The sequence below is a fragment of the Streptomyces sp. DSM 41931 genome, from assembly GCF_050271085.1.
In the GTDB taxonomy this organism is placed as follows: domain Bacteria; phylum Actinomycetota; class Actinomycetes; order Streptomycetales; family Streptomycetaceae; genus Streptomyces; species Streptomyces albogriseolus.
The window spans coordinates 26521-50222 of sequence record NZ_CP189902.1; the positions used below are offsets into that span (position 1 = coordinate 26521).

Here is a 23702-nt window from a genome sequence, read left to right on the forward strand (position 1 = left end):
ATACGATGGTATGCCGGGACCGCTCGGACAGTCATGCACCTGTCATGTTGATTTTCCGTCATGTTCGGTGAGGGGGCGACGACTCGGGCCGGTCCCCTCTGGGGGGGCAGAACATCGCGCCCGCAGCCCGTGCTCGTCACGGCCCAGGGTGCGGTGCCGTGAGGTAGTGCTGCACGGTCGGTGCGAGCCAGGCTGTGATTTCTTCCGGGTGCAGGTGCACGGCGGGCGGGAAGCGCAGGACGTAGCGGGTGAGGGCCAGGCCGAGGAGTTGCGCGGACACCAGTGCGGCGCGCGCCGGCGCCTGTTCCGGGTCGGGGCACACCCGCCGGGCCAGGGGAAGCAGCTGGTCGCTGAAGATGCCCCGCATGCGCTCGGCGCCGGCGTCGTTGGTCGCGCCGACCCTCAGGAGTGCGGTGAGCACCTCGTTCCTCTCCCACTGGTCCAGGAAGTGCGTCACCAGTGTCCGGCCCTCCTCGCCGCGTGGCAGTGAGGCGGCATCCGGCAGCTTCAGGTCGATGGCGACGGCCGCCGCGAACAGGCCCTCCTTGTTGCCGTAGTAGCGCATGACCATGGAGGGGTCGATCTTCGCCTGGTGGGCGATGGCGCGGATGGTGGCGCGCTCGTAGCCGTCGGCGGCGAACCGCTCGCGGGCCGCCTCGAGGATGGCCCGGCGGGTGGCGTCGGAGCGGCGGGCGGGGGCGGGGGACGTGCTCTCGTTCATGCCAACGATCGTAGGCCAACGCGCATTGGCCAACAAGCATAGGCCAACAAGTGTTGACTCGGAGGCGGCACACGCCTACCGTTGCCAACATGCGTTGACCAACGAATGTTGGCCTACGCGTGTTGGCGATTGGGAGGTCACTGTGAACGGCACCAGCAGCACCGGCAAGGGCACCGGCCCCGCCCCGGGCGCCACGCACCCCGTGATCGTCGTCGGCGCCGGCCCCACCGGCCTCCTCCTGGCGGGCGACCTCGCCGAGGCCGGCGTCGCCGTCACCCTGCTGGAGAAGCGCCCCCGCCAGGTCAGCAACCTCTCCCGGGCGTTCGGAGTGCACGCCCGCACACTGGAGCAGCTCGACGCCCGCGGCCTCGCCGACGACCTGCTCGCCACCGGCAGCACCATCACCCGGCTGCGTCTCTTCCGCCGCCTCTCCCTCGATCTGAGCACCCTGCCCTCCCGCTTCCCCTTCCTGCTGATCACCCCCCAGTACGAGGTCGAACGTCTCCTGGAGCAGCGCGCCCGGCGGCTCGGCGTCCGGTTCCACCACGAGACCGAGCTTCTCGCGCTGCGCCAGGACGCCGACGGCGTCGACCTCGACGTCCGCACCCCGGACGGAACACCCGCCACCCACCGCGCCGCCTACGTCGTCGGCACCGACGGCCACCGCAGCGCCGTGCGCCAGGCCGTCGGGCAGCCCTTCCCCGGCGTCTCCGTCATCACCTCCCTCTTCCTCGCCGACGTCCGCCTCGCCGAGAAGCCCGGCAGCGTCCTCACCGTCGACGGCACGGGCGACGTGTTCGCGATGATCGCCTCGTTCGGCGACGGCTGGTACCGCGTCATGGGCTGGAACCGCCGCAACGAAGTCCCCGACGACCATCCCCTCGACCTCGGCGAGGTCAAGGACGTCACCCGCCGCGCCCTGGGCACCGACTACGGCATGCACGACGCCCGCTGGCTCTCCCGCTTCCACAGCGACGAACGCCAGGCGCCCCAGTACCGGGTCGGGCGGGTCTTCCTCGCCGGCGACGCCGCCCACATCCACTCCCCCGCAGGCGGCCAGGGCATGAACACCGGGCTGCAGGACGCCGCCAACCTCGGCTGGAAACTCGCCGCCGTCGTCAAGGGCCAGGCCCCCGACAGTCTTCTGGACACCTACCAGGCCGAACGCCACCCCGTCGGCAAGGCGGTCCTGCGCAGCAGCGGCGGCCTCGTCCGCCTCGCCCGCGCGCACAACCCCGCCCTGCGCGCCCTGCGCGCAACCGTCACCGCCCTGATCAACACCGCCGCCCCCGCCCGCACCAGAGCCCTCGCCCAGATCACCGGCATCGGCTACCGCTACCCCGCCCCACGCGGCGCCCACCCCCTCACCGGGACCCGCGTCCCGGACGTCGCCCTCGCCGGCGACCGCCGCCTGTACCAGGCCCTGCGCGGCGGACGCTTCGTCCTCATCACCCCGCCCGCCGTGCGGCTCCCCCACGACGCCGTCCCGGACGGCCGGCACGGCACACCGCCGGCCGTGGAACACTGGGCAGGCGACCGGCGGACCGCTGTGCTCGTCCGCCCCGACGGATACGTGGCCTGGGCAGCGGACGACGCCCGCACCGCGGACCTCGAAGCCGCCCTGGCCGCACGGTTCCCCACCGCCGGCTGACCGTCCCGGCCCTGCCCCCGGCCGACCGCCTCTTGGTCCAGGGTGCCGCGGCCCGCCGTCCCGTCCGCATTGCTCATACGCCGTTGCGCGGCATATGTTGGCGGGATGAGCGAGCGTCCGCTGCAGGAGCCGACCCTGTTGATCCTCACGGCACTGGCCGACCGGCCCCGGCACGGGTACGCCGTCACCCAGGAGGTCAAGGCGCTGTCCGAAGGGCGGGTCGTACTGCGGACCGGCACGCTCTACGGGGCCCTGGACCGTCTCCTCCAGGACGGGCTCATCGAGGTGCACCGGGAGGAAGTCGTCGACGGGCGGGCCCGGAAGGTGTACGCCCTCGCGCCGGCCGGGCGCGAGACGCTGTCGGCGGCGGCCGACCGGATGGCGGCGACCGCCCGCGAGGCCACCCGCCGGCTCGGGCTCACCGGCCGCCCCGCGACGCAGACGTGATCGGGCCGCTCCTGCGGCTGTATCCGCGGCGGTACCGCATCGAGGCCGGACAGGAGATCCTCGCCGTCCACCGTGAGTCGATGGCCGGCGCCCGCGCCGCGGACCGGCTCCGGGAGGCCGCCGACATCGCCGGCCATGCCCTGCGGATGCGGTTCGGGGTGACGTCCTCGAGCGCGGCCGGGCGGCTGCTGGCGCAGGCCGCCCCGCAGGTCGCCGGGGTCGCGGCGGCCTACTGCGGGCTGCACCTGAGCCGCTGGTACACCGCGGCGTCCCTGTCCCCCGCCTTCCCGCCCCTTGACGCCGACAGCTGGACCGTGCGGCTGTTCACGTCCGCGCTCGTGGCCGTCGGCGCCGTCACCGCGCTCACCAGCCGGTGGCGGGCCGGAGTGTGGGCGGCCGTCGTCGGGCTGGTGGCTTTCGCGGCCGCCACCGTCGTCAGCGGGCCCGCTTTCGGTGATCCCGTCGTCACGCCCCTCATGGCCCTGCTCGCCGCGCTGGCCCTGGCGGCCGCCCCGCCCGATCTGCCGCCGGGGAAGCGAGACCGTGCGACCGCCGGGGCGACGGCCGCCGCGGTGTGGGCGCCCGTCACCGCGCTGTACGCCGGTGTGCTGCCGGTGAGTACCGACTACGGGTTGTGGCCCCTGCTGGTGCTCGGGGCCTGTGGGATTGCGCGGGCCCTGCGGCGGCGGACTCTCGCCGTCGTCCGCGCGGCCGCGACGGTCGTGGCCTGTCCGTTGTTCCTCGCCTACGCCCACACCGTCGGGCCCTGAGGCGTTCGGCCGGCGCCGGGGGCATCCCCGCCGCCTGATAGTCAGTTGAGCGACATATACTCGTGGTCGTCCTGTCACCGTCCAGGACGCCCCGCTCGCGTGCCCGGTTCCGGGACGCGCCGACACCCAGGTGGCCCCCCGATGCCGTTCACGCTCTCCCACCCGGCCGCCGTACTGCCGTTGCTGCGCCCCCCGTTCTCGGCGGCCGCCCTGGTCTGCGGGACCATCGCACCGGACGTGCCGTACTTTCTCGGCGCGGCCGGCATCCCCGTGAGCGCACAGTCCTGGTACGAACCGTTCCTCAACGCCACCACGTCCCATCAGCTGTCCGGGGTCGCCGTACCGGCGGTCTTCGGGGCCGCGTTGATGGCTGCATACGCCGTGGTGCGGCGGCCGGTGGCCGCTCTCCTGCCGGCCGGGCCGTCTCCCGTCGGCCGGGACCGGCGCGGCCGTCCCCTGCGGCGGGCGGGATGGGTACTGCTGTCCCTCGCCATCGGCATCCTCACCCACCTGGTGTGGGACTCCTTCACGCACGCCGACGGGTATCTGGTGACGCACCTGGGTGTTCTGCGGTCCCACCTGGTCGGGGACCTCACCGTGGCCCGCGCCGTGCAGCATCTCAGTACGGCCCTGGGTCTTGTGGCCGTCGCCGTCTTCCTGTGGCGCAGGCTGCGCGGCGGCGCCCCGGCGGGGCGGGGCGGCGAGGAGGACTCCCTGTCCGGGGCCGCCCGGCGGGCCGTTGTCGGCGCCCTCGCCGTCGTGGCGGTGGCCGGCGCCGCCGCCAACACCGCGCCCCTGGCCGATTATCGGGGAGTCGGCGCGCGGGACGTCACCGAGGCGCTTTTGTCGGACTGGGTCACCGGCGGCGGCGCCGCTCTGGCCTGCGCCGTCCTGGCGTACGCCGGGGGATGGTGGGCGCACAGGGCGGTCCCGTCCGGGCGGGCGTGAAGCGCGCCGTGGCGTCCCGTTCCCCGGACGCTCTTCGCCGACCACCCCGCGTGAGCGAGCAGCAGCCCGCCTGACGCGGCCAGACGTGCGTGTCTCACGTCCGCGCGTAGGTGAGGCAGTCCACCTGCTCGCGCTCGTAGCCCACGGTGATGGCCGGGGCGTGGCACTCGAGCCCGCTGTTGTGGCGGCAGTCGGCCATCTTGCACGCTCCGACCCGGCCGGTGGTCGACGGCTCACCGCCCTCGATGTCGGCGCCCATGAACGTGTCGCAGACCGGACTGTCGAGGTCTCCCACGGTGATCGCCGCGGCGTGGCAGGTGTGGTCGTGGTTGTAGGCGCAGCCCTCGGCCGCGCATTCGCTGATGACGGGCAGTTGCATGACGGGGGTGGCTGCCATGGCGGATCGCCCTTCTCGTGAGCACGTGCGGAGCGTCCGGAGCTTTCGGCGCGACATCCGTCCGGGCCGGGCGCTCGCGGAACGCTGCTTTCCTGTCTTCCACTGTCCGCGACGGCAGGGGGCGGCGCACGTCCGCAGGCGGCACGGGACACGGGAATTCTGGGCTACCTGCCGTGCAGATGGGTGCTCAGGCGTGACAGCAGGGGCAGCGCCGCCTCGAGCGTCCTGCGTTCGTCGGAGCTGAGGACGTCGTTGATCGCGGCGCCGAGCCAGTCGGCACGCCGTCGGCGTTCCTCGGCCAGACGGTCATGTCCCGCCGGTGTGAGGTGGAGCAGGAGCTTGCGCCCGTCGCCGGGGTGCGCCTCGGCCCGCACGAGGTCCCGGGCCAGGAGGTCTTTGACCGTCTTGGCGGCCGACTGGTGGCTGACTCCCCGCTGTTGGGCGATCTCGGCGGTGGTCAGCGGGCCGCCGCGGTCCAGGTAGCCCAGGACCGCGGCCTCGCCGGGCGGCATCGTGTCGGCGGTGCGCACCGTGCGCACGAGCTCTCCGATGGTCAGGCGGAGTTCCTCGGCCAGTTGTCTGTCGTCCATGACCGCCACTCTACCCGCTTACATCAATCACGTTGTACAGTCTGGTTGTAGATATTGCGACGGCTCGGAAGGCCCCTCCCGTGAAGCTCACCAAGCACGCCCATGCCTGCGTCACGATCGAGAAGGGCGGCACCCGCCTGGTCATCGACCCCGGCACCTTCACCCCGGACGCGGCCGAAGCCGTCGCCCGGGCGCACGCCGTACTGATCACGCACGAACACTTCGACCACTTCGACGAACAGCTCGTCGCCGCCGCTCTGGAGGCCCGGCCCGGCCTGCTGGTCTACGGCACCGCCGTCGTGGCGGCAGCCCTCGGCAGCCACGACGGGCGCGTGCAGGCCGTCACCGCGGGCGACGCCTTCACCGTCGGGTCCGTCACCGTCGGCGTCCACGGTCACCGGCACGCGCTGATCCACCCCGACATCCCGTGCCCCGACAACGTCGGCTACCTCCTCGACGACGGTGCCGTCCACCATCCCGGCGACGCCTACTGCGTGCCCGACGCCCCCGTGCGCACCCTGCTGCTGCCGACCAGCGGCCCCTGGACGAAACTCGGTGAAGCCGCCGACTACGTCCGCGCCGTCAAGCCCGAGCGCGTCATCGAGATCCACGAACTCATGCTCAGCGACCTCGGGCGGCAGTCCACCGCGCGTCTGCTCGGCGAGGAGGGACTGACCGGCGTTCCGGTCGAGCGCCTCGGTCCCGGTGCCGGCGTTCAGCTGTGAGACCCCCCGGCGTCTTCCGTGAGGGTCCGGGTCTCCCCCGGCGCCACGGTCACCGTGCGCCCGGCCAGGACCACGCGGATCGGTGACTCCGCCGATTCGGGCACCTCGATCTCGATCTCCCCTTCGCGGCGGCGTATGCCGATGCCCCAGTGGCCCCGGTAGCGCAGGGAGAAGCTGTACTCCGACAGGGCGGGCAGCGGCACCGGGTCGAGGTGGAGGGCGTCCTCGCGGGTCTCCAGGCCGGTCAGCCCGCGTTGCACCAGGTCCAAGGTGCCGGCCATGGCGCCGAGGTGGATGCCTTCGCCGGTGGTACCGCCCTGGATGTCGGCGATGTCGGCCTCCAGGGCCTCACGGACGTAGCGCCACGCGTCGGCCCGCCGGGCGCGGGCGAGGACGAGGCCGTGGACGAGTCCGCTGAGCGTGGAGCCGTGGCTGGTGCGCCGCAGGTAGTGGTCGACGGTCCTGCGCCATGTCTCGTCGTCGACGTCGTAGCCGAGGCGGTCGAACAGGCCGCGCAGTTCCGTTGAGGAGAAGAGGTGGCCGAGCATCAGGACGTCGGCCTGCTTGGACGCCTGGTACCGGTTCACGGAGTCGCCCTCGGCCTCGAGGATGCGGTCGAGCCGCCGGATGCTGGGGTAGCGGGCGCGGTAGGCGTCCCAGTCCAGCTCGGCGAGGTCGCCGTACCCGTCGAACTGGCTGATGACGCCCTGGTGGAACGGGACCCGCAGCCGGCGGGAGACCTCCTCCCACTTCGGGAGTTCGCCGGCGTCCAGTCCGATGCGTTCGAAGAGTTCCTCGCGCCGCCACACCGGCACGCGCCGCACCAGGTCGAGGGCCCGGCTCAGCACCCAGGCGGCGGTGACGTTGGTGTACGCGTTGTCGTCCAGGCCCGGACGGTCGGCGTCCGGGTAGCGGTCGTGGTACTCGTCGGGGCCGACCACGCCGCGGATGCGGTATCGGCCGGTGCCGGGCTCGTACTCGGCGCCGTCCGCCCAGAAGCGGGCGATCTGCAGCAGCATCTCGGCGCCCCTGGTGTGCAGGTACTCGGTGTCGCCGGTGGCCTCGCAGTACTGCCACACGTTGTAGGCGATCGCCGAGCCCACATGGTGCTGGAGGTGGGAGTGGTCGGGCAGCCAGCGGCCGGAGCGCGGGTTGAGGTGCAGCTGCTGGGTCTCCTCACGGCCGTCGCTGCCGGACTGCCACGGGTACATGGCCCCGCTGCGGCCCGCCGCGCGGGCGGCCCGGCAGGCTCTCGGCAGGCGCCGGTGGCGGTAGTCGAGCAGGGCCCGCGAGACCTCCGGGAAGTGCAGGTTGAGGTACGGCAGGACGAACAGCTCGTCCCAGAACACGTGCCCCCGGTACGCCTCCCCGTGCAGGCCGCGGGCGGGCACGCCCACGTCCAGGTCGGCGGTGTTGGGGGACAGCGTCTGCAGCACGTGGAACAGGTGGAGGCGCAGGATGCGGCCCGCCTCGCCCGGCACCCGGATGTCCGCGCCGCGCCACAGGCGGGCCCACGCCGTGGTGTGCGAGGCGAGGAGCTCCGGGAAGGCGTCGGCCTCGGCCACCCGGTCGAGCGCCGCGCCGAGGGGGTCGGCGATCGCCCGGTCGCGGGAGGTGTGCAGGGCCACCGTCTTGTCGACGACGGCGGGCCGGCCCGGGCCGACGGGCACCACCAGCCGGTGCACGGCCTTGCGGTGGGAGGGACGGATCTCCGACGCCGTGGCGGGCTCGGAGGTGACCGTGCGGGCCGCCATGCCGATGCCGATGTCGGAGGCGCTGGTGCGGCAGCTCAGCCAGGCCGTGTCCGCCGCCGAGGCGCCGGTGCGCATCCGGACCAGGTGGTGCCGTGCCAGAGACCGGTAGCGGCGGACGTTGCTGTTGGTGACGTCGCCGTCGAGGGCGGACTCCACCTCGATCTCCCCGGACCAGCCTTCGGCGGTGACGACGGTCCGCAGCGCGGCGAGATGCGGGTCCACCATGTGCACCAGGCGGACCTGCTCCACCTCCAGCACGCCCGCTCCGTGGACCTGGTAGCGGAATGTGCGGGTGAGCACGGCCCGGCGCAGGTCCAGGGTGTGCCGGTGGTCGATCAACCGGCGGGTGTCCGGGGAGAACCAGGGGCCCGTCGCCCCGTCGGCGAAGCGCGGACGGAGACGCAGGGGCAGCCAGTCGGGCAGGTTCACCATGTCCTCGTTCACCACCTGGCGTCCCGCCACGGTGGACTCCAGGCGGTTGTAGACGCCGGCGGCGTACGTGCCCGGGTAGTGCAGGAGGCCCGCCCGGCTCTCGGGCACGGCGCCCCGGGTGGCGAAGCGGCCGTTGCCGAGGGTGCAGAGCGACTCCCGCAGCCGTTCCCCGCCCGGGACGTACCCCTCGTACTCCCAGGTCCATTCCGACATGCTGCCCTCTCTTCGGTTGTGCGGGGCGCGAGCCGGCACCGCCCGGTGTCAGCCCCGTTGCGGGACGACGGCCACGGGGCACGCGGCGTGGTGCAGCAGGACGTGGGCCACCCGGCCGAGCTGCAGCCCGATGTGGCCGTGCCGCCGCCTCGCCCCCACGACCAGCAGGTCGGCCTGGGAGGAGGCCTCCTGGAGCACCTGGTGGGCGGGCCCTTCGGCCGTCCGTCGGTTCACGTCGGTCCCGGGGTGCTCGCGGACCGCCTCGGACAGCACGTCGGTGAGCAGCGCGGAGGCGCGTTCCTCGCGTACGCCCGCGGCGTCGTCGACGATCAGCGGGTGGTCGACGGGCTCGTGGGCCGGACGGCGCCAGGCCCGGACGGCGTCCAGGGCGCAGCCGCGTGCCTCGGCCTCGCGGAAGGCGAAGCGTACGGCGGCCGAGCTCCGCGTGGGGTCGGCGACGCCCACGACGACACGGCCGTACCCTCCCTGCCGGTTCCGCGTCCCGCCGCGCACCACGATCACCGGGCAGACGGCCCGGGCGGCCACCGTGAGGCTCACCGAGCCGAGCAGCATCCCTGCGACCCCGCCGCGCCCGCGCGAGCCCGTGACCAGCGTGGAGGCATCGTGGGCCGCGTGCAGAAGCGCGGACACCGCGTCCTCGGACACGACGTCGCCCGACACCTCCAGGTCCCGGCGGCGCAGACGGGCGCGCTCGACGCCGGCCGCCACGATGTTGTCGGCCATGACCTCTTCGGCGGGGCGGCCGGTGGCGAAGGACGGCACGCGGGTCTCGTACCGCTCCCACAGCGACGCGTGGACGATCCGCAGGGGAAGCCCGAGACGGGCGGCCTCGTCCACGGCCCAGTCCACCGCCTCCAGGCTGGAGCCTGATCCGTCGACGCCCACGACCAGGGGGAGCCTCACGGTCACCACCGCCTTCCTGCACCGGTCCGGGACGGGCTCGTCACTTCGGAGGGGCGCATCCGGGACACCTCGCAACTCTCCCTCGCCGTGCGGCTCGCGCGGGCCGTGGAGGAGGTCGTGGACGCCGAGCCCCGCCTCATCGGTGTGTCCGCCGGTCGGCGGGAGTGATGCGCTTGCCGGTGAGGTGTGTGGGCCGGATCGACACCCATACGTCGCGGGTGCCGCCGGCCCACGTCTCGGTGTGGGCGCGCCGGGCGAGTTCCCGTACGGCGTCGGGTTCCGTGACGGTGCTCGCGGGGCCGACGGCGAGGACGCTCCAGCCCCGGCTCAGCGCCTCGTCGACGTGGTCGACCTCGAAGGCGACCTCGTTCCCGGCCGCTGCGGCGGGCACGGAGCCGGGCTTGGTCCGGAAGACGATCGCCTCGTCCACGACCTCGTAGTTGACCGGGACGACCGCGGGGCGTCCGCCGGGCGTCGTCACGGCGACGCGTCCCACGCCGTGTGTGGACAGCAACTGCCTGCACTCCTCGGGGCCGAGGTCGCGCAGCTGCGGGTGCGGCAGGGCGTGACCCTGGCCGGGCGGCCGGTCGGCGCCTGCCCCGCGGAGCGCCGAGGCGGTGGTGTCGAGGGCGCCGGCCAGGGCGAGGAGGGTCGCGGTGGTCGGGTCGGCCGGCTGTTCCTCGACGTACGCCAGGTACTGGGGCGAGATCCGGGCCCGGCGCGCCGTCTCCTCCCGGCTCAGCCCGCGCCGGCGGCGTTCGACGGCCACGCGCCGGCCGATGTCGCCGGGGTTGGGCGTGCCCGGAGCAGTGGCGGGTTGCTCCCCGGTGACCGGCGGGGAGGTGCCGTCGGCCGTCCCGGCCTCTTCGGATTCCAGGTGCTGGATGTGCGCGTCGGGGCCGGGGAACATGAGCGTCACGTTCTCCGTGTCCGACCAGCGCACGTCGTAGGGAGGTGTTCCGTCCTCGTGGTGCAGTCCGACGATCTCGCCGTCGCGCCTGACGACGCCGGTGGTCGAGCTTTCGACGACGAGCCGGTCGCCGAGGTGAGCATGCATGTCCGCTGCCCCTCTTCCCGGAGTGGTGCTGTCTCCAACGTGCCACGGGCGGCACACGGTCGCACGGCACGGCTTGCGTACGGCCGCCGGTGCGGGCGGGTGCGGACCGGGACGTGTGTCACGGCCGCGCCGACAGACCGGCGGCCGCGGGCCGTTCCTCCAGCCGGCGCCGGACGCGCGCCGTGAGGTCGCGCAGCGGCTCGGAGACCGACGCGCGCGGGGCGACGGGTTCCCGGATCCGGCGGGCCGACGGCGGCAGTGCGCCCAGGTCCGCGGTGAGCCTGTCCCGGCATGCGCCGAGCGTGGTGCGGGGGCGGGTGCGCCGCCCGTCCCGCATCACTGTCTCCAGCAGGGGTTCCGTGCCGTCGGGGGCCCGCTCGCCGGCCAGGGCGATCACGTCGGCGCATCCGGCGCCGCGGAACACCTGCTTGGGCGCGGGCGCCGTCACCTTCGCCGACGACAGTTTCATCACCGGCCGGCCGTCGTACTCCACCATCTTGTAGGCCGTGTCCAGGTACGGCGCGTCGGCCGACACGCCGACGCGGGTGCCGACGGCGTAGATGTCGATCGGGGCGCCGGAGCGGACCAGGTCCTCCACCGCGTACTCGTCCAGGCCGCCGCTCGCGGTGATCCGCACGCCGGGCAGGCCGGCGTCGTCGAGCAGGGCACGGGCGCGCCGCGCGAGGGCGCCGAGGTCGCCGCTGTCGAGCCGTACCGCGGAGCCGGCGTCGTGGACGGCGGGCCCGAGGTCCCGCAGGACGCGCGCCGCGGTGCGTACGCCTTCCTCGGTGTCGTAGGTGTCCACCAGGAAGGTCACCGGTCCGGGGTGGGCCCGTGCGAAGGCACGGAAGGCGTCCTCCTCGGTGGGGAACGCCTCGACGTAGGAGTGGGCCATGGTGCCGACGGCCGGGATGCCCAGGGCGGTGGCGGCGGCCACGTTGCTGGTGCCGGCGAAGCCGGCCATCGCGCCCGCGCGGACCGCCTGGAACCCGGCCTGCGGGCCGTGGGTGCGGCGCAGGGAGAAGTCCACCACCGGATGCCCGGCCGCCGCGAGGACGCACCGTACGGCCTTCGAGGCGAGGGTGGTCTGGTGGTTCAGCTGGTTGAGCACGTACGTCTCGACGAGCTGTGCCTCGGGGAGGGGCGCGGTCACCTCGAGCAGGGGCTCCCCGGCCAGGACGGTCCGGCCCTCGGGGACCGCCCGCACGTCGCCGGTGAACTCCAGACCCAGCAGGGGCCGCAGGTCGCGCGGCGGGCGGTGCAGCGCGGCGGCGAACGCCTCGACGTCGGTGGGGTCGACCAGAAGGCCGGAGAGGTGGTCCAGGGCCGATTCGAGTCCGGCCGCGACCAGGAAGCCGCGCCCGGCCGGCAGGTCGCGCGCGAAGAGGCTGAACGTCGCGGGTGCGGTCATGCCCTCCCGCAGGTAGGACATGGCCATCGTCACCTCGTACAGGTCGGTGGTCGTCGCGTCGGACATGTGCATCGCCTCTTCCGCCGTGTCCGGCCGTCCTCGTGTCACCGGGGGAACCGGCCGGCCCAGAGGGGCTCGACCTGCTCCCACTCGGCGTCCCACTGCGTGTACCTCCTGCGGTCCAGTGTGTGACGCACGCCCACCCGCGCCACGTACAGCGCGCTCGCCACGCCGACCGCCGCCGCGCCGCCCGCGAACCAGCCGGTGGTCACGGCCTGCTCCTTGGTCATCGGGGGTCCGGTGACGTCTCCGTCGCCCGTCACCCACACCCGTACCGTGGCGCCCTCCCGGGTGTCGGACTTCACCGGTGTGCTGCCCGTCCGCACCGTTCCGTCGTCGTCGGTCCAGCGGATGCTCGCCTGCTCCTTCGCCGTGGCGCCGATGTTCTCGGTGATCGACTCCACCGAGGCGTTCACCTGGTGCCGCTCGGCCAACTGGGTCTGAACGGTGTGCATCCCCGAGTGGTAGGCGGTCCGTCCCGCGCCCAGGGCGACGGCCGGAAGGCCCAGGGCGAGGACCAGCAGCAGGAAGCAGCCGAACCAGGACTCGAAGCGGTCCGACGGACGGCGCAGCGGGTTCGCCGTGCCGGGTGTGTGTTCCCGGTGCGGCGGCAGCGGTCCGGACGGGCGCGGATTGCGTGCGCTCATGACTCGCCCTCCAGCAGGTCGCCGGCGGCCCCCCTCGTCCTGCTTCCAGACTGGAGGAAGAGGGCGTGCCGGTCACAGGGCCGAAGGTCCCGGGGCGGGCTGCTCCGCCGTCCCCGCCCGGCGGAGACGGTGGGGCCGAGAGGCCCGTAGGCAGCGGTTCGGGATCGGGGTACTCGTCGGGCGGAGGGACGGTACGGGGGTCCGTGGCCTTCCCTCGGGTCCACGGCTCCGGGGTCAGCGTCCTTCAGCGTCCTTCCTTCCCACAGCCGAACGAGCCGGAGGGTACCGTCATGTGGTCGATCGTCACCGCGGGGTCGGGCCGCCCCCGCGCGGAGGTGTGCGAGACGCACACCGCGGTCCTGTTCTTCGCCGGTGACCGCGTCTACAAGGTGAAGAAGCCCGTCGATCTGGGTTTCCTGGACTACACGGCGGTGCAGGCCCGCCGGACGGCGTGCGAGCGCGAGGTGGAGCTCAACCGCCGCTTCTCCCCCGACGTCTACCTGGGGCTCGGCGAGCTGCGCGAGCCCGGCGCCGGGGATCCTGAGCCGCTCGTGGTGATGCGCCGGATGCCCGCGGACCGCCGTCTCTCCCGCCTGGTGCGGGAGGGGGCGGCCGTCGACGACGTCCTGCGGTCCGTCGCCCGGCAGCTCGCGGCCTGGCACGCCCGGGCGCCCAGGGGTCCGGAGGTGGACGAGCAGGGGACCCGGGACGCGCTGGCCGCGCGCTGGGAGGACAGTTTCCGGCAGGTGCGGGAGCTGGCCGGGGACGGCGGCCTGCCGGAGGAGGTGCCCGAGGTGGAGCGGCTGGTACGTCGCTATCTGGCGGGCCGTGGGCCTCTGTTCGACGCTCGGATCGAGCAGGGCCGGGTGGTCGACGGCCACGGCGATCTGCTCGCCGAGGACGTCTTCTGCCTCGACGACGGCCCGCGCCTCCTCGACTGCCTGGAGTTCGACGACCGCCTCCGCCATGTCGACGGCCTCGACGACGCCGCGTTCCTCGCCATGGACCTGGAGCAGCTCGGCGCCCCGGTGGCCGCGGCGTACTTCCTCGCGCGGTACGGCGAGTACTCCGGTGACCCCGCGCCGCCTTCCCTGTGGCACCACTACGTCGCCTACCGCGCGTTCGTCCGCGCCAAGGTCTCCCTCATCCAGGCACGCCAGGGCGGGCCGGGAGCGGAAGCGGCGTTCCGGCGGCTGGTCTCCACGACGCTGCGCCATCTGCGGACGGCGGCCGTGGGTCTGACGCTGGTCGGCGGGTTGCCGGGCAGCGGCAAGTCGACCCTGGCGGGGGCGCTGGCCGACCGGTCGGGTGTCACCCTGCTCAGCAGCGACAGGCTCCGCAAGGAGCTGGCGGGCATCCCGGCGGAGCGGTCCGCGGCGGCGGGGTACCGCGAGGGGATCTACACGCCGGAGTGGACGGCGAAGACGTACGCGGCGCTGCTCGACCGCGCGAGGACGCTGTTGTCCGCCGGGGAGTCCGTCGTCCTGGACGCCTCCTGGTCCGACGCGGCCCAACGGGACGCCGCCCGTCGCGTCGCCGAGCGGACGGACGCGGACCTGGTCGCCCTGCACTGCCATGTGCCGGGTGACGTGGCGGCGGCCCGGCTCGACGCGCGCACGTCGGGGCCCTCCGACGCCGACGCCTCCGTCGCCGCCGCGATGCGGGCCGCGGAGCCGCCGTGGCCGGAGGCCGTCCCGGTCGACACCGGCGGCTCGCTGGGCGCCGCGGTCGACGCGGCCCTGGCCGCCGTACGCCCGTGGGGCGCGGTGCAGGCGCCGGTGTTCCGGCGCCCCTACATGGAGCCCGACTGAGGGTGGCGCCCTGCCGTGCCCGATGCCGTCGACGTGTGAGGCCGCGGCCCGTGTCCCCGGTTGCCCGGGGGTCCGTACCGGGCGACGGTGGACAGAGGCGGCCGCGCCGTCAGGGAGTGGAAGACCATGCGAGCCCTCGTCTACCACGGTCCCGGAAGCATCTCCTGGGACACCGTCGCGGATCCCGTGATCGAGGATCCCGGTGACGCCGTCGTGCGCGTCGAGACCACGACGGTCTGCGGCACGGACCTGCACATCCTGCGCGGGGACCTGGCCGAGGTGGCGGGGGGCACGGTCCTCGGCCATGAGGCCGTCGGCGAGGTGGTCGCGACCGGCGACGGCGTCCGGCGGCTGCGTCCGGGCAACCGTGTGGTCGTCTCGTCCGTGTCCGCCTGCGGCCGCTGCCGGCCGTGCCGCGACCGTATGTTCGGGCAGTGCCGCGGGGGCGGCGGCTGGATCCTGGGCCATCTCGTTCACGGCACCCAGGCGGAGTACGTGCGGGTGCCGTTCGCCGATCACTCGACGCACCGCCTGTCCTTCTCCCCGTCGTCCGACGAGGCGGTCCTGCTCGCGGAGGTCCTTCCCACCGCCTACGAGGTGGGCGTGCGGAACGGCGAGGTGGGCCCCGGGGACACGGTGGTCGTGGTGGGCGCCGGGCCGGTCGGTCTCGCCACGGTGGCTGTCGCGCGGCTCTACTCGCCCCGCCGGGTCATCGCGGTTGATCTGTCCACCGCCCGGCTGAAGGCCGCGCTGCGCATGGGCGCCGACGCGGCCGAGGTGCCGGGGCGGATGATCGGCGAGCTGTACGACGGGCCGGGCGCCGACGTGGTGGTGGAGGCGTCGGGCGAGCCGGAGGGTTTTGTGCTGTGCACCCGCGCCGTCCGCACGGGCGGCCACATCGCCGTCATCGGTACGCCGGGCCGGTCCACCACGCTGCATCTGGAGTCGCTGTGGCGTAAGAACGTGACGATCAGCACCGGCCAGGTCGACACCTCGTCGACGCCCTGGCTGATGGAGCTGCTGAGGTTCGGACGCCTGCGGGTGTCCCCGCTGATCACCCATTCCCTGGGGCTCGAGCGGGCGGTGGAGGCCTACGAGGTGTTCTCGCACGGCACGGCGTCCGGCGCCCTCAAGGTCGCCCTGCATCACTGGCGCGACGACGGGGGTTCCGGCAGCGTGGAACAGCGGGGGTGACTCCGGCTGGGTGAGGTGATGGTCATGGCATCGTCCGAGGTACCGCGGATCGTCGTGGGCGTGGACGGCTCCTCGTCGTACGCCGCGCTGCGCTGGGCGGACCGGTACGCGCGGCTCGTCGGCGGTGCCGTCGAGGCCGTCAGTGTCTGGGACACGCCGTCCTCGCGAGGGTGGGGCGGACCGGCGATCGAGCCCCTGTTCGACGCGGAGCAGGCGCGGGACCGCTTCGCCCGGGAGCTGGACACGGTCTTCCCCGACGGTCTTCCGGCCGGGCTCACACAGCATCTGATCGAGGGCGATCCGTCCGACGTGCTGATCCGTGCCTCCGAGGGGGCCGAGGTGCTCGTCGTAGGCCGCCGCGGGCGCGGTGGTTTCGCCCGGGCGGTGCTGGGCTCGGTCAGCCAGCGGTGCGCCCAGCACGCGGCCTGCCCCGTGGTCGTGGTGCGCCGGGAGGACGATCCGACCCGCTGACCCCCTGGCCCGGCGGGGCCGCCCGTCCCCGGCCGTGCCCCGGTCGGCCCCTGCGTCCCCCGGCCGTTTCACCGATGCTGAGAGCTGGAGTACGACGACCGCGCACCACGTGATCGTCACCGGCTTCCGAAGGGACCGGTCACCATGAGCCCACACGTCACCTCCTCGGCCGTACCACCGCCCGGCCCTGCGGGTCCCCAGGGGTATCCGGCCCGGTTGACGGCCCGGCTCGACGCGCCGCTGTCGCGCTGGCTGTGGCTGGTCAAGTGGCTGCTCGCGCTCCCCCATCACGTCGTCCTGTTCTTCCTGTGGGCGGCGGTCGCGGGGGTGAGCGTGGTGGCGTTCTTCGCGATCCTGTTCACCGGCCGGTACCCGCGGCCGTTGTTCGACTTCACCTCCGGTGTGCTGCGCTGGAGCTGGCGTGTGGCGTACTACGCGTACGGCGCTCTGGGCACCGACCGCTATCCGCCGTTCACCCTCGCCGACGTCCCCGACTACCCGGCGCACTGGGACGTGACGTACCCGGAGCACCTGTCCCGCGGACTCGTCCTGGTGAAGTGGTGGCTGCTGGCCCTGCCGCACTACCTGATCCTAGGCTTCCTCGTCGGCGGCGCCCGTCTGGCCTGGTTCTCGGGCGGCCTCATCGGCCTGCTCACGCTGTTCGCGGGCGTCGCCCTGGCCTTCACCGGGCTCTATCCGCGCGGGCTGTACGACCTGCTGCTCGGCCTCAACCGCTGGGTGCTGCGGGTCGCCGCCTACGCGGTGCTGCTCACGGACGCGTATCCGCCGTTCCGGCTGGACCAGGGCGGGCGGGAGCCGGGGACGGCGGCGTGAGCCGCTCGCGAAGGCGCACGGGGTGTCACGTGGACTCACGAGAAGGAGCACCGACATGGTCCGTTACGTGTACGCGTTCGGCGAGGGCGGCCGGGACCAGGCCGACCTGCTGGGCGGCAAGGGAGCCAACCTGGCCGAGATGACCCGGCTGGGGCTGCCGGTGCCGCCCGGTTTCATCGTCACCACCGAGGCCTGCCGCGCGTTCCTGGCCACCGGCGGTGAACCGCCCGGCCTGTCGCGTGACGTCTCGGACCATCTGGCCACGCTGGAACGGGCCGCGGGGCGGCAACTGGGGCAGCGCGACGACCCGCTGCTGGTGTCGGTGCGCTCGGGTGCCCGCCATTCCATGCCCGGCATGATGGAGACGATCCTCGACGTCGGTCTCAACGACGACTCGGTGCTGGGCCTGGCGAAGTCCGCCGGTGACGAGCGGTTCGCCTGGGACTCCTACCGCCGCCTCGTCCAGATGTTCGGCTGCACGGTGATGGGCGTCGACGGCGCCCTGTTCGAGCAGGCGCTGGACGATCTGAAACGGAACGTGGGCGCGGCGGACGACCTGGGGCTGAACGCGGCCGACCTGGCCGGCCTGGTGGAGACGTACAAGGAGCTGATCCGCCGGGAGACCGGCGAGTCCTTCCCGCAGTCCCCTGCCGAGCAGCTGCAACGGGCGGTCCTGGCGGTGTTCCAGTCGTGGAACGGAGAACGCGCCCGCCTGTACCGCCGACGCGAGCACATCCCGGACGACCTCGGTACGGCCGTCACCGTGCAGACCATGGTCTTCGGGAACCTGGGCCCCGACTCCGGCAGCGGCGTCGCCTTCACCCGTGACCCGGCCACCGGCCGGTCCGGCGTGTACGGCGACTACCTCGCCAACGCGCAGGGCGAGGACGTCGTCTCGGGCATCCGCAACACGGTGCCGCTGGACGAGCTCGCCCGCATCGCCCCGGAGGCGTACGAGCAGCTGCGCCGGCACATGGCGACGCTGGAGGCGCACTACCGCGACCTGTGCGACATCGAGTTCACCGTCGAACGCGGCCGGCTGTGGATGCTGCAGACCCGCGTGGGCAAGCGCACCGCCGAGGCCGCCTTCACCATCGCCTCCGCCCTGACCGACGAGGGGCTCGTCACCGCGGGCGAGGCGCTGGACCGGGTCCACGGGGACCAGCTGGCGCGGCTGATGTTCCCCCGGTTCGACGCGTCCGCCGTCGGGGAGCCGCTCGCGCACGGTGTGCCCGCGTCCCCCGGGGCCGCTGTCGGGGCGGCGGTGTTCGACTCCGCGGAGGCGGTCCGGCGCGCCTCGGCCGGGGAGAAGGTCGTCCTGGTGCGGGAGGAGACCACCCCGGACGACCTGCCCGGCATGGTCGCGGCGCAGGCCATCCTCACCAGCCGCGGCGGCAAGACCAGCCACGCGGCCGTGGTCGCGCGCGGCATGGGCACGGTGTGCGTGTGCGGGGCCGAGGAGCTCACCGTGGACGTCCGCCGGCGGCGCTTCACCGTCGGCGGCACCACCGTGGAGGAGGGCACGGTCGTCTCCGTGGACGGCTCGGCGGGGGCCGTGTACCCGGGTGCGGTGCCGCTGGTCGACTCGGCCGTCGTGCGGTACTTCGAGACGGGGGAGCGCCCGGACGCGCTGGTCGACGCCGTGGCACGCGCCATGGAGCACGCCGACGGGGTGCGCCGGCTGGGCGTCCGGGCGAACGCCGACACCCCCGAGGACGCGGCCCGCGCGCGTCGCTTCGGGGCGGAGGGCATCGGTCTGTGCCGTACGGAGCACATGTTCCTCGGCGACCGGAGGCGACTGGTCGAGGCGATGATCCTGGCGGGCGGCGACGCGGAACGCGACCGGGCGCTTGAGGCGCTTCTACCGCTCCAGCGGCGGGACTTCGGCGGCATCCTGGAGGCGATGGACGGTCTGCCCGTCACCATCCGTCTGCTCGACCCGCCGCTGCACGAATTCCTGCCCGACCGCACGGAGCTGGCCGTGCGCGTCGCCAGGGCCGAGGCGCGGGGCGGTCCGCCCGACGAGCACGACGTGCGGCTGCTCGACGCCGTCAACCGGATGCACGAGGAGAACCCGATGCTGGGGCTGCGGGGCGTCCGCCTCGGGCTGGTGGCTCCCGGGCTGGTCGCCATGCAGGTACGGGCGATCGCCGAGGCGGTCGTGGAGCGCAGGCGGGCGGGCGGGGACCCGCGGGCGGAGATCATGGTGCCGCTCATCGACACCGTGGAGGAACTGCGTCTGGTGCGTGAGGAGGTCGACCGGGTACTGGCCGACGTCTCCGCGGAGTCCGGGATGCCGGTCGACTGCCCGGTCGGCACGATGATCGAGCTGCCGAGGGCGGCGCTCACCGCCGGACTCATCGCGGAGGAGGCCGAGTTCTTCTCCTTCGGCACCAACGACCTCACCCAGACCACATGGGGTTTCTCCCGCGACGACGTCGAGGCGGCGTTCTTCTCCGCCTACCTCGACAAGGGCGTCTTCACGGTGTCCCCCTTCGAGACGATCGACCGCAAGGGTGTGGGACGCCTGGTGGAGATCGCGGTCGCCGAGGGGCGCGCCGCACGGCCCGGTCTGCAGATGGGCGTGTGCGGCGAGCACGGCGGGGACCCGGAGTCGGTGCACTTCTTCCATGCCGTGGGCCTGGACTACGTGTCCTGCTCGCCCTACCGCGTACCGGTCGCGCGGCTGGAGGCGGGGCGGGCGGCGCTGGAGGGCGGGTGACGGGCGCCTTGGGGATTGCCCGCGGGGACGGCCGGTGGTGCCGGATGCCCTGGGGAGCGTGCCCCATCGGGCAGTTCACTCTGTCCTCGCGGCTGATGCCCCGTCGATCACGGAACGCGTAGCGTCCGGGGGAGCCGGCGTTTCTCGCCGTGATTGAGGACAGGGAAGGCACGGCGGACCGCTCACGGAGGGGACCGCCGGGATTGAGAGCATGCAGAACGTGCCCGAGGGGGGCGGCGCGGCACAGCCCGCATCGCGGACTTCCACCACTGCCACCGCCGCACCGCGCCGCCGTCGCGGCCCTGGCGCCTGCCTGCTGATCGTGCTGCCGGGCGTGGTGACGCTCGGCGCGGTCTTCGCGTTCGTCTCGTTGGTCGGCGGTGAGACGGCCGTGCCGCAGGATCGGACGCCGGGCCAGGCGGAGTCCGCCGTCAGCAACGTGGACGGTTCCTACGTTCCCTGGCTGCGCAAGGCGACCGCCGACTGCGCCGTGGGGGTCACCCCCGCGCTCCTCGCCGCTCACATCGACCAGCTGTCCGGGTGGCAGGGCGACAGCGCGAGCCTGTCCGAGCTGGGCATCGCTCGCTTCTCGCAGGGCGGTTGGAAGAAGTGGGGCCGGGACGACGACGGCAACGGCACGTCCTCGCCGCTCGACAAGGTGGACGCGATCATGGCGTTGGGGCGGCAGGACTGCTCCCTGTCGAAGCGGATGACCGCGCTGCGCACCAAGGGCACCGTGAACGGAGATCTCGCCGACCTCACGCTCGCCGCGTACGCGGTCGGGGCGGACGAGGTGACGAAGGCCGGCAAGGTCCCGTCCTCGGCGCGCCTGTTCGTGTCCGAGGTGAAGGAGCGGCTGCCGCAGTACAGCGCGTTGGTCCGGCGCAACCCTGAGCAGGGAGGCGGCGTTCAGACCGTCGGCGCGCGGCTGCAGCCGCCCGTCGTCACCCTCTCCGTCACGTCGCCGTTCGGCTCGCGCAGGCACCCGCTGACGGGAGTGACGAAGCTGCACACGGGCGTCGACTTCGACGCGCCGCAGGGGGCTCAGGTGTCGGCGGCCTGGGGCGGGGTGGTGGAGTTCGCGGGCATGACGCCGGCGTACGGATACCGGGTGGTGATCGACCACGGCGCGGTCGACGGGAAGCGGCTGCAGACCACCTACAGTCACCTGTCGGCGCTTCAGGTGAGCACCGGTCAGGGCTTGTCGAACGGCCAGGCGGTGGGGCTGGTCGGCTCGACGGGGCTGTCCACGGGGCCGCACCTCCACTTCGAAGTGCTCCTCGACGGGCAGTACACGGACCCGGTGGCCTGGCTCGCCGACGGCGGCTGAGGGCGAACGGTCAGACGCCCGGGTCGACTTCGGGGTGGGTGAACCGCACGGGCTTGTCCAGCGAGCGGGCGTAGGCGATTTCGGCGCGGGTGCTGTCCCCGATGTAGTCGCCGACCACGAGCACCTCGTCGGCGAGCCGGATCTTCGCCCGGTGCAGAGCGTCGAGTCGCGCCTTCAGCGCCTCGGCCTCGCCAGGACCGGCCCAGAGCGCGTGCGGCGTCTTCAGGTCGCATCCCGGCTTGACGACGATCTTCCCGTCCTTGGTCTCCCGTACATCGGCCTCGGCCATCTCGGTCATGAAGCGGGTGGAGCCGCAGATCGCGACGACGGGCGGGAGGCGCAGCCGGTCCTTGGCGGCGGCGAGGTGTTCCTCGGGGGTGAGCGGTTGCGACACGGCTTCTCCTGGTGGTGTGGTTCAGGGGGCCTTCAGCCGGCCCCTGAACATGATGCGCGTGCGGGGGGGAACCGTGCTGGGGGTGCGGACAGGTCGAAGGTGTCGCCGCGGCCGCCGGGCTGCGGTGTGCGGGCGCCGGGGTCGGCACTAGGGTGGGCCGCGACGCGATGGGGGGCATGATGGCCAAGGTCAGCATCAGTCTGGACGCCGAACTCGTGGTGGAGGTCATGGTCCTGGCGGGGATCGGCTCGCCGCAGGACGCGGTCGAGGCGATCGTGCGGGACTACGTCGCCCGCGGGCACCGTACGGAGGCGCGTACCGGGCTCAAGGAGCAGGGGTTGCGCGAGGTCGACGTCAAGCCGCGGGAGCCGGAGGGCTGAGTCGCGCCCCGCCGCGCGACGGCGGCCCGCCGTATCGCGCATCCCCGCCCCCGCAGCGGGCACCCGGGCCGGGAACTCACTGGTCAGGGGCTGGAAGGGGCGTACGCGATGGATGAGCAGGAGCGGGGCGCCGAGCTGCGTCGCGTTGCCCGCGAGCGTTTCGGGTGGAGCGATCTGGGCGCGGAGCAGGCCGAGGCGATGCAAGGGCTGCTGGACGGCCGTGACGTGCTGGTCGTGATGCCCACCGGCTCCGGCAAGTCGGCGATCTACCAGGTGCCGACCGTGCTGCTCGGCGGCCCCGCCGTCGTCGTGTCGCCGCTGATCGCCCTGCAGCGTGACCAGGTCACGGGGCTGCGGGACAGCGCGGCCCCGGACGCCGTGGCCGTGAACTCCGCGCAGTCGCAGTCGGTGACCGACGAGGGCTGGCAGGCTGTCGAGGACGGTGACGCCGAGTACCTGTTCCTCTCCCCCGAGCAGCTGGCCAGGAAGGATGTCCTGGAGCGGCTGCGTGACCTGCGGCCGTCGCTGTTCGTCGTCGACGAGGCCCACTGTGTGTCCGCCTGGGGACACGACTTCCGTCCGGACTACCTCACCCTCGGTGAGGCAGCCGAGCGGCTGGGCCGCCCGCCCGTTCTCGCGCTGACCGCGACCGCGGCGGCTCCCGTCCGGGAGGACATCGTCGAGCATCTGCACATGCGCGACCCTCGGCTCGTGACGACCGGCACGGACCGGCCCGCCATCCGGCTGACGGTGCACACGTACACCGACGATCCCTCCAAGCGCGAAGCCGTCTCCCGCTGGACGGCGGCGGCGCCCGCCCCGGGCATCCTGTACACCGCCACCCGCAAGGACGCCGAGGCGTATGCCGAGCGTCTGCGCCAGGACGGAGTCGACGCCGAGGCGTATCACGCGGGTCTGAAGGCCGCCGAGCGCCGGCGGATCCAGGACGGGTTCATGGACGGCGCTCCCGCCGTGGTCGTCGCCACCTCGGCGTTCGGGATGGGCATCGACAAGCCCGACGTACGATTCGTCGCCCACGCGTCCGTGCCCGAGTCGCTCGACTCCTACTACCAGGAGGTCGGGCGGGCCGGCCGGGACGGGGAGGCCGCCGACGCCGTGCTGTTCTACCGGCCCGAGGATCTGGGGCTGCAGAAGTTCCTCACGTCCAGGTCGCTGGACGCCGAGGCGCTGCGACGGATCATGAGCACTCTGCTCGAGCGGGACGCGCCGCAGAGCCGCAGTCGTACGGCAGAGCTGTGCGGGCTGTCGCGCCGGAAGGCCGGCGATCTGCTGAACCTGCTGGAAGAGGCCGGCGCCGTGGTCGTCGAGGGGAGGCGCCGTGCCGTTCGGGCCGTGTCCGGGCGGTCGGCGGAGGAAGCCGCGGAGACGGCGGGGGAGGTGTTCGAGCGGCGGCGCCGTATCGACCGCTCGCGCATCGAGATGATGCGCGGCTACGCGGAGACGCCGAGCTGTCGCCGTCAGTACCTGCTCGGCTACTTCGGTGAGCAGCTCGACGTTCCGTGCGGGCATTGTGACGTGTGCGAGCGACTGGACAACGAGCCCGGTGCGTCGGACGCCGGACGTCCGGACGCCGCTCCCCCGCCCGGGGACGCCGGGCCGTACGAGCCGAACGAGCGTGTGCGGCACGCCGATTGGGGTGTGGGCACCGTGATGCGCAGGGAGGAGGACCGGGTGGTCGTGCTGTTCGAGCAGGTCGGCTACAAGACGCTGTCGCTGTCGGCCGTCGAGGAGGGTGACCTGCTGACCGGCGCATAGGGGTGGGGCGCCGGCCCGACCTGTACATGGTCGGGTCGCGCTC

At 73.4% G+C, this 23702-nt stretch carries 22 protein-coding genes; 13 read left to right on the top strand and 9 right to left on the bottom strand.

Translation table 11 applies throughout. The annotated features are described in order from the left end of the window. Positions 1–136 precede the first annotated feature (136 nt). Positions 137–721, bottom strand: a complete 585-nt coding sequence (locus ACP7TJ_RS00140) for a TetR/AcrR family transcriptional regulator (RefSeq protein ID WP_167744819.1) — start codon at positions 719–721, stop codon at positions 137–139. A gap of 142 nt (positions 722–863) precedes the next feature. On the opposite strand from ACP7TJ_RS00140, the gene ACP7TJ_RS00145 reads away from it, so the two are divergent. The 4 genes from ACP7TJ_RS00145 to ACP7TJ_RS00160 all read left to right on the top strand — a co-directional run bounded on the left by ACP7TJ_RS00145 (position 864) and on the right by ACP7TJ_RS00160 (position 4537). Further along, on the top strand, positions 864–2372 hold the full coding sequence (locus ACP7TJ_RS00145) for an FAD-dependent monooxygenase (protein ID WP_427761576.1): 1509 nt from the start codon (positions 864–866) through the stop codon (positions 2370–2372). A 105-nt stretch (positions 2373–2477) separates the two neighbouring features. Further along, the gene (locus ACP7TJ_RS00150; protein WP_228919051.1) at positions 2478–2819 is read left to right on the top strand and encodes a PadR family transcriptional regulator; all 342 of its coding nucleotides are present in this window, start codon (positions 2478–2480) and stop codon (positions 2817–2819) included. Beyond that, positions 2816–3589: a hypothetical protein gene (locus tag ACP7TJ_RS00155; RefSeq protein ID WP_427761578.1), complete on the top strand. Its 774-nt coding sequence runs from the start codon at positions 2816–2818 to the stop codon at positions 3587–3589. The genes ACP7TJ_RS00150 and ACP7TJ_RS00155 overlap by 4 nt, the downstream gene beginning before the upstream one ends. A 141-nt stretch (positions 3590–3730) precedes the next feature. Further along, complete coding sequence (locus tag ACP7TJ_RS00160; protein WP_427761580.1) at positions 3731–4537, top strand: DUF4184 family protein; 807 nt, start codon at positions 3731–3733, stop codon at positions 4535–4537. Positions 4538–4631: 94 nt separating this feature from the next. Here the strand turns inward: ACP7TJ_RS00160 and ACP7TJ_RS00165 are convergent, their stop codons facing one another. Further along, positions 4632–4934, bottom strand: coding sequence for a DUF1540 domain-containing protein (locus ACP7TJ_RS00165; protein WP_208841048.1), 303 nt, complete (start codon positions 4932–4934; stop codon positions 4632–4634). Positions 4935–5098: 164 nt separating this feature from the next. Further along, positions 5099–5524 carry a MarR family winged helix-turn-helix transcriptional regulator gene (locus ACP7TJ_RS00170; protein ID WP_189909342.1) on the bottom strand — a complete coding sequence of 142 codons (426 nt, stop codon included), beginning with the start codon at positions 5522–5524 and terminating at the stop codon, positions 5099–5101. Positions 5525–5604: 80 nt separating this feature from the next. On the opposite strand from ACP7TJ_RS00170, the gene ACP7TJ_RS00175 reads away from it, so the two are divergent. Then, on the top strand, positions 5605–6249 hold the full coding sequence (locus ACP7TJ_RS00175) for an MBL fold metallo-hydrolase (protein WP_427761583.1): 645 nt from the start codon (positions 5605–5607) through the stop codon (positions 6247–6249). On the opposite strand, the gene ACP7TJ_RS00180 is transcribed toward ACP7TJ_RS00175, so the two are convergent. The 5 genes from ACP7TJ_RS00180 to ACP7TJ_RS00200 form a co-directional block, all read right to left on the bottom strand. Then, a complete protein-coding gene (locus ACP7TJ_RS00180) occupies positions 6240–8648 on the bottom strand; it encodes a glycoside hydrolase family 65 protein (RefSeq protein ID WP_427761585.1) in 2409 nt (802 codons plus the stop codon). The two genes, ACP7TJ_RS00175 and ACP7TJ_RS00180, sit on opposite strands and share 10 nt — an antisense overlap. A 48-nt stretch (positions 8649–8696) precedes the next feature. Next, a complete protein-coding gene (locus ACP7TJ_RS00185; protein WP_367462575.1) occupies positions 8697–9572 on the bottom strand; it encodes a universal stress protein in 876 nt (291 codons plus the stop codon). A gap of 136 nt (positions 9573–9708) precedes the next feature. Continuing rightward, positions 9709–10629, bottom strand: coding sequence for a pyridoxamine 5'-phosphate oxidase family protein (locus tag ACP7TJ_RS00190; protein ID WP_427761587.1), 921 nt, complete (start codon positions 10627–10629; stop codon positions 9709–9711). A gap of 118 nt (positions 10630–10747) precedes the next feature. Next, positions 10748–12106, bottom strand: a complete 1359-nt coding sequence (locus ACP7TJ_RS00195; RefSeq protein WP_427761588.1) for a nicotinate phosphoribosyltransferase — start codon at positions 12104–12106, stop codon at positions 10748–10750. 38 nt (positions 12107–12144) lie between these two features. Further along, a complete protein-coding gene (locus tag ACP7TJ_RS00200) occupies positions 12145–12747 on the bottom strand; it encodes an Rv1733c family protein (RefSeq protein WP_167744810.1) in 603 nt (200 codons plus the stop codon). 290 nt (positions 12748–13037) lie between these two features. On the opposite strand from ACP7TJ_RS00200, the gene ACP7TJ_RS00205 reads away from it, so the two are divergent. From ACP7TJ_RS00205 to ACP7TJ_RS00230, 6 genes are all read left to right on the top strand, one after another. Next, a complete protein-coding gene (locus tag ACP7TJ_RS00205) occupies positions 13038–14558 on the top strand; it encodes an AAA family ATPase (protein ID WP_427761590.1) in 1521 nt (506 codons plus the stop codon). A 126-nt stretch (positions 14559–14684) separates the two neighbouring features. After that, entirely contained in the window at positions 14685–15752 is a 1068-nt protein-coding gene (locus ACP7TJ_RS00210) for an alcohol dehydrogenase catalytic domain-containing protein (protein ID WP_093769579.1), read from the top strand. Positions 15753–15776: 24 nt separating this feature from the next. Next, complete coding sequence (locus ACP7TJ_RS00215; RefSeq protein ID WP_093769907.1) at positions 15777–16223, top strand: universal stress protein; 447 nt, start codon at positions 15777–15779, stop codon at positions 16221–16223. A 144-nt stretch (positions 16224–16367) separates the two neighbouring features. Continuing rightward, a complete protein-coding gene (locus ACP7TJ_RS00220; RefSeq protein ID WP_093769580.1) occupies positions 16368–17057 on the top strand; it encodes a DUF4389 domain-containing protein in 690 nt (229 codons plus the stop codon). Positions 17058–17112: 55 nt separating this feature from the next. Beyond that, positions 17113–19779 (top strand): pyruvate, phosphate dikinase, encoded by a 2667-nt coding sequence (gene ppdK, locus ACP7TJ_RS00225; RefSeq protein WP_427761594.1) that lies wholly within the window; start codon positions 17113–17115, stop codon positions 19777–19779. Positions 19780–19990: 211 nt separating this feature from the next. Continuing rightward, entirely contained in the window at positions 19991–21109 is a 1119-nt protein-coding gene (locus tag ACP7TJ_RS00230; RefSeq protein ID WP_367448134.1) for a M23 family metallopeptidase, read from the top strand. 10 nt (positions 21110–21119) lie between these two features. Here ACP7TJ_RS00230 and ACP7TJ_RS00235 read toward each other — a convergent pair whose 3' ends face one another. Further along, a complete protein-coding gene (locus ACP7TJ_RS00235; RefSeq protein ID WP_367548439.1) occupies positions 21120–21503 on the bottom strand; it encodes a hypothetical protein in 384 nt (127 codons plus the stop codon). Positions 21504–21682: 179 nt separating this feature from the next. Here ACP7TJ_RS00235 and ACP7TJ_RS00240 point away from each other — a divergent pair, with 179 nt between their 5' ends. Next, on the top strand, positions 21683–21883 hold the full coding sequence (locus tag ACP7TJ_RS00240) for a DUF2191 domain-containing protein (RefSeq protein ID WP_093769908.1): 201 nt from the start codon (positions 21683–21685) through the stop codon (positions 21881–21883). 108 nt (positions 21884–21991) lie between these two features. Continuing rightward, positions 21992–23659, top strand: coding sequence for a RecQ family ATP-dependent DNA helicase (locus ACP7TJ_RS00245; RefSeq protein ID WP_427761596.1), 1668 nt, complete (start codon positions 21992–21994; stop codon positions 23657–23659). The last annotated feature ends 43 nt before the right edge of the window (positions 23660–23702 follow it).

Coding starts and splice junctions, on each gene's coding strand:
- ACP7TJ_RS00140 (WP_167744819.1), bottom strand. CDS start 721: ATGAACGAGAGCACGTCCCCCGCCCCCGCCCGCCGCTCCGACGCCACC.
- ACP7TJ_RS00150 (WP_228919051.1), top strand. CDS start 2,478: ATGAGCGAGCGTCCGCTGCAGGAGCCGACCCTGTTGATCCTCACGGCA.
- ACP7TJ_RS00160 (WP_427761580.1), top strand. CDS start 3,731: ATGCCGTTCACGCTCTCCCACCCGGCCGCCGTACTGCCGTTGCTGCGC.
- ACP7TJ_RS00165 (WP_208841048.1), bottom strand. CDS start 4,934: ATGGCAGCCACCCCCGTCATGCAACTGCCCGTCATCAGCGAATGCGCG.
- ACP7TJ_RS00170 (WP_189909342.1), bottom strand. CDS start 5,524: ATGGACGACAGACAACTGGCCGAGGAACTCCGCCTGACCATCGGAGAG.
- ACP7TJ_RS00180 (WP_427761585.1), bottom strand. CDS start 8,648: ATGTCGGAATGGACCTGGGAGTACGAGGGGTACGTCCCGGGCGGGGAA.
- ACP7TJ_RS00190 (WP_427761587.1), bottom strand. CDS start 10,629: ATGCATGCTCACCTCGGCGACCGGCTCGTCGTCGAAAGCTCGACCACC.
- ACP7TJ_RS00195 (WP_427761588.1), bottom strand. CDS start 12,106: ATGTCCGACGCGACGACCACCGACCTGTACGAGGTGACGATGGCCATG.
- ACP7TJ_RS00200 (WP_167744810.1), bottom strand. CDS start 12,747: ATGAGCGCACGCAATCCGCGCCCGTCCGGACCGCTGCCGCCGCACCGG.
- ACP7TJ_RS00205 (WP_427761590.1), top strand. CDS start 13,038: ATGTGGTCGATCGTCACCGCGGGGTCGGGCCGCCCCCGCGCGGAGGTG.
- ACP7TJ_RS00210 (WP_093769579.1), top strand. CDS start 14,685: ATGCGAGCCCTCGTCTACCACGGTCCCGGAAGCATCTCCTGGGACACC.
- ACP7TJ_RS00215 (WP_093769907.1), top strand. CDS start 15,777: ATGGCATCGTCCGAGGTACCGCGGATCGTCGTGGGCGTGGACGGCTCC.
- ACP7TJ_RS00220 (WP_093769580.1), top strand. CDS start 16,368: ATGAGCCCACACGTCACCTCCTCGGCCGTACCACCGCCCGGCCCTGCG.
- ppdK (WP_427761594.1), top strand. CDS start 17,113: ATGGTCCGTTACGTGTACGCGTTCGGCGAGGGCGGCCGGGACCAGGCC.
- ACP7TJ_RS00230 (WP_367448134.1), top strand. CDS start 19,991: ATGCAGAACGTGCCCGAGGGGGGCGGCGCGGCACAGCCCGCATCGCGG.
- ACP7TJ_RS00240 (WP_093769908.1), top strand. CDS start 21,683: ATGGCCAAGGTCAGCATCAGTCTGGACGCCGAACTCGTGGTGGAGGTC.
- ACP7TJ_RS00245 (WP_427761596.1), top strand. CDS start 21,992: ATGGATGAGCAGGAGCGGGGCGCCGAGCTGCGTCGCGTTGCCCGCGAG.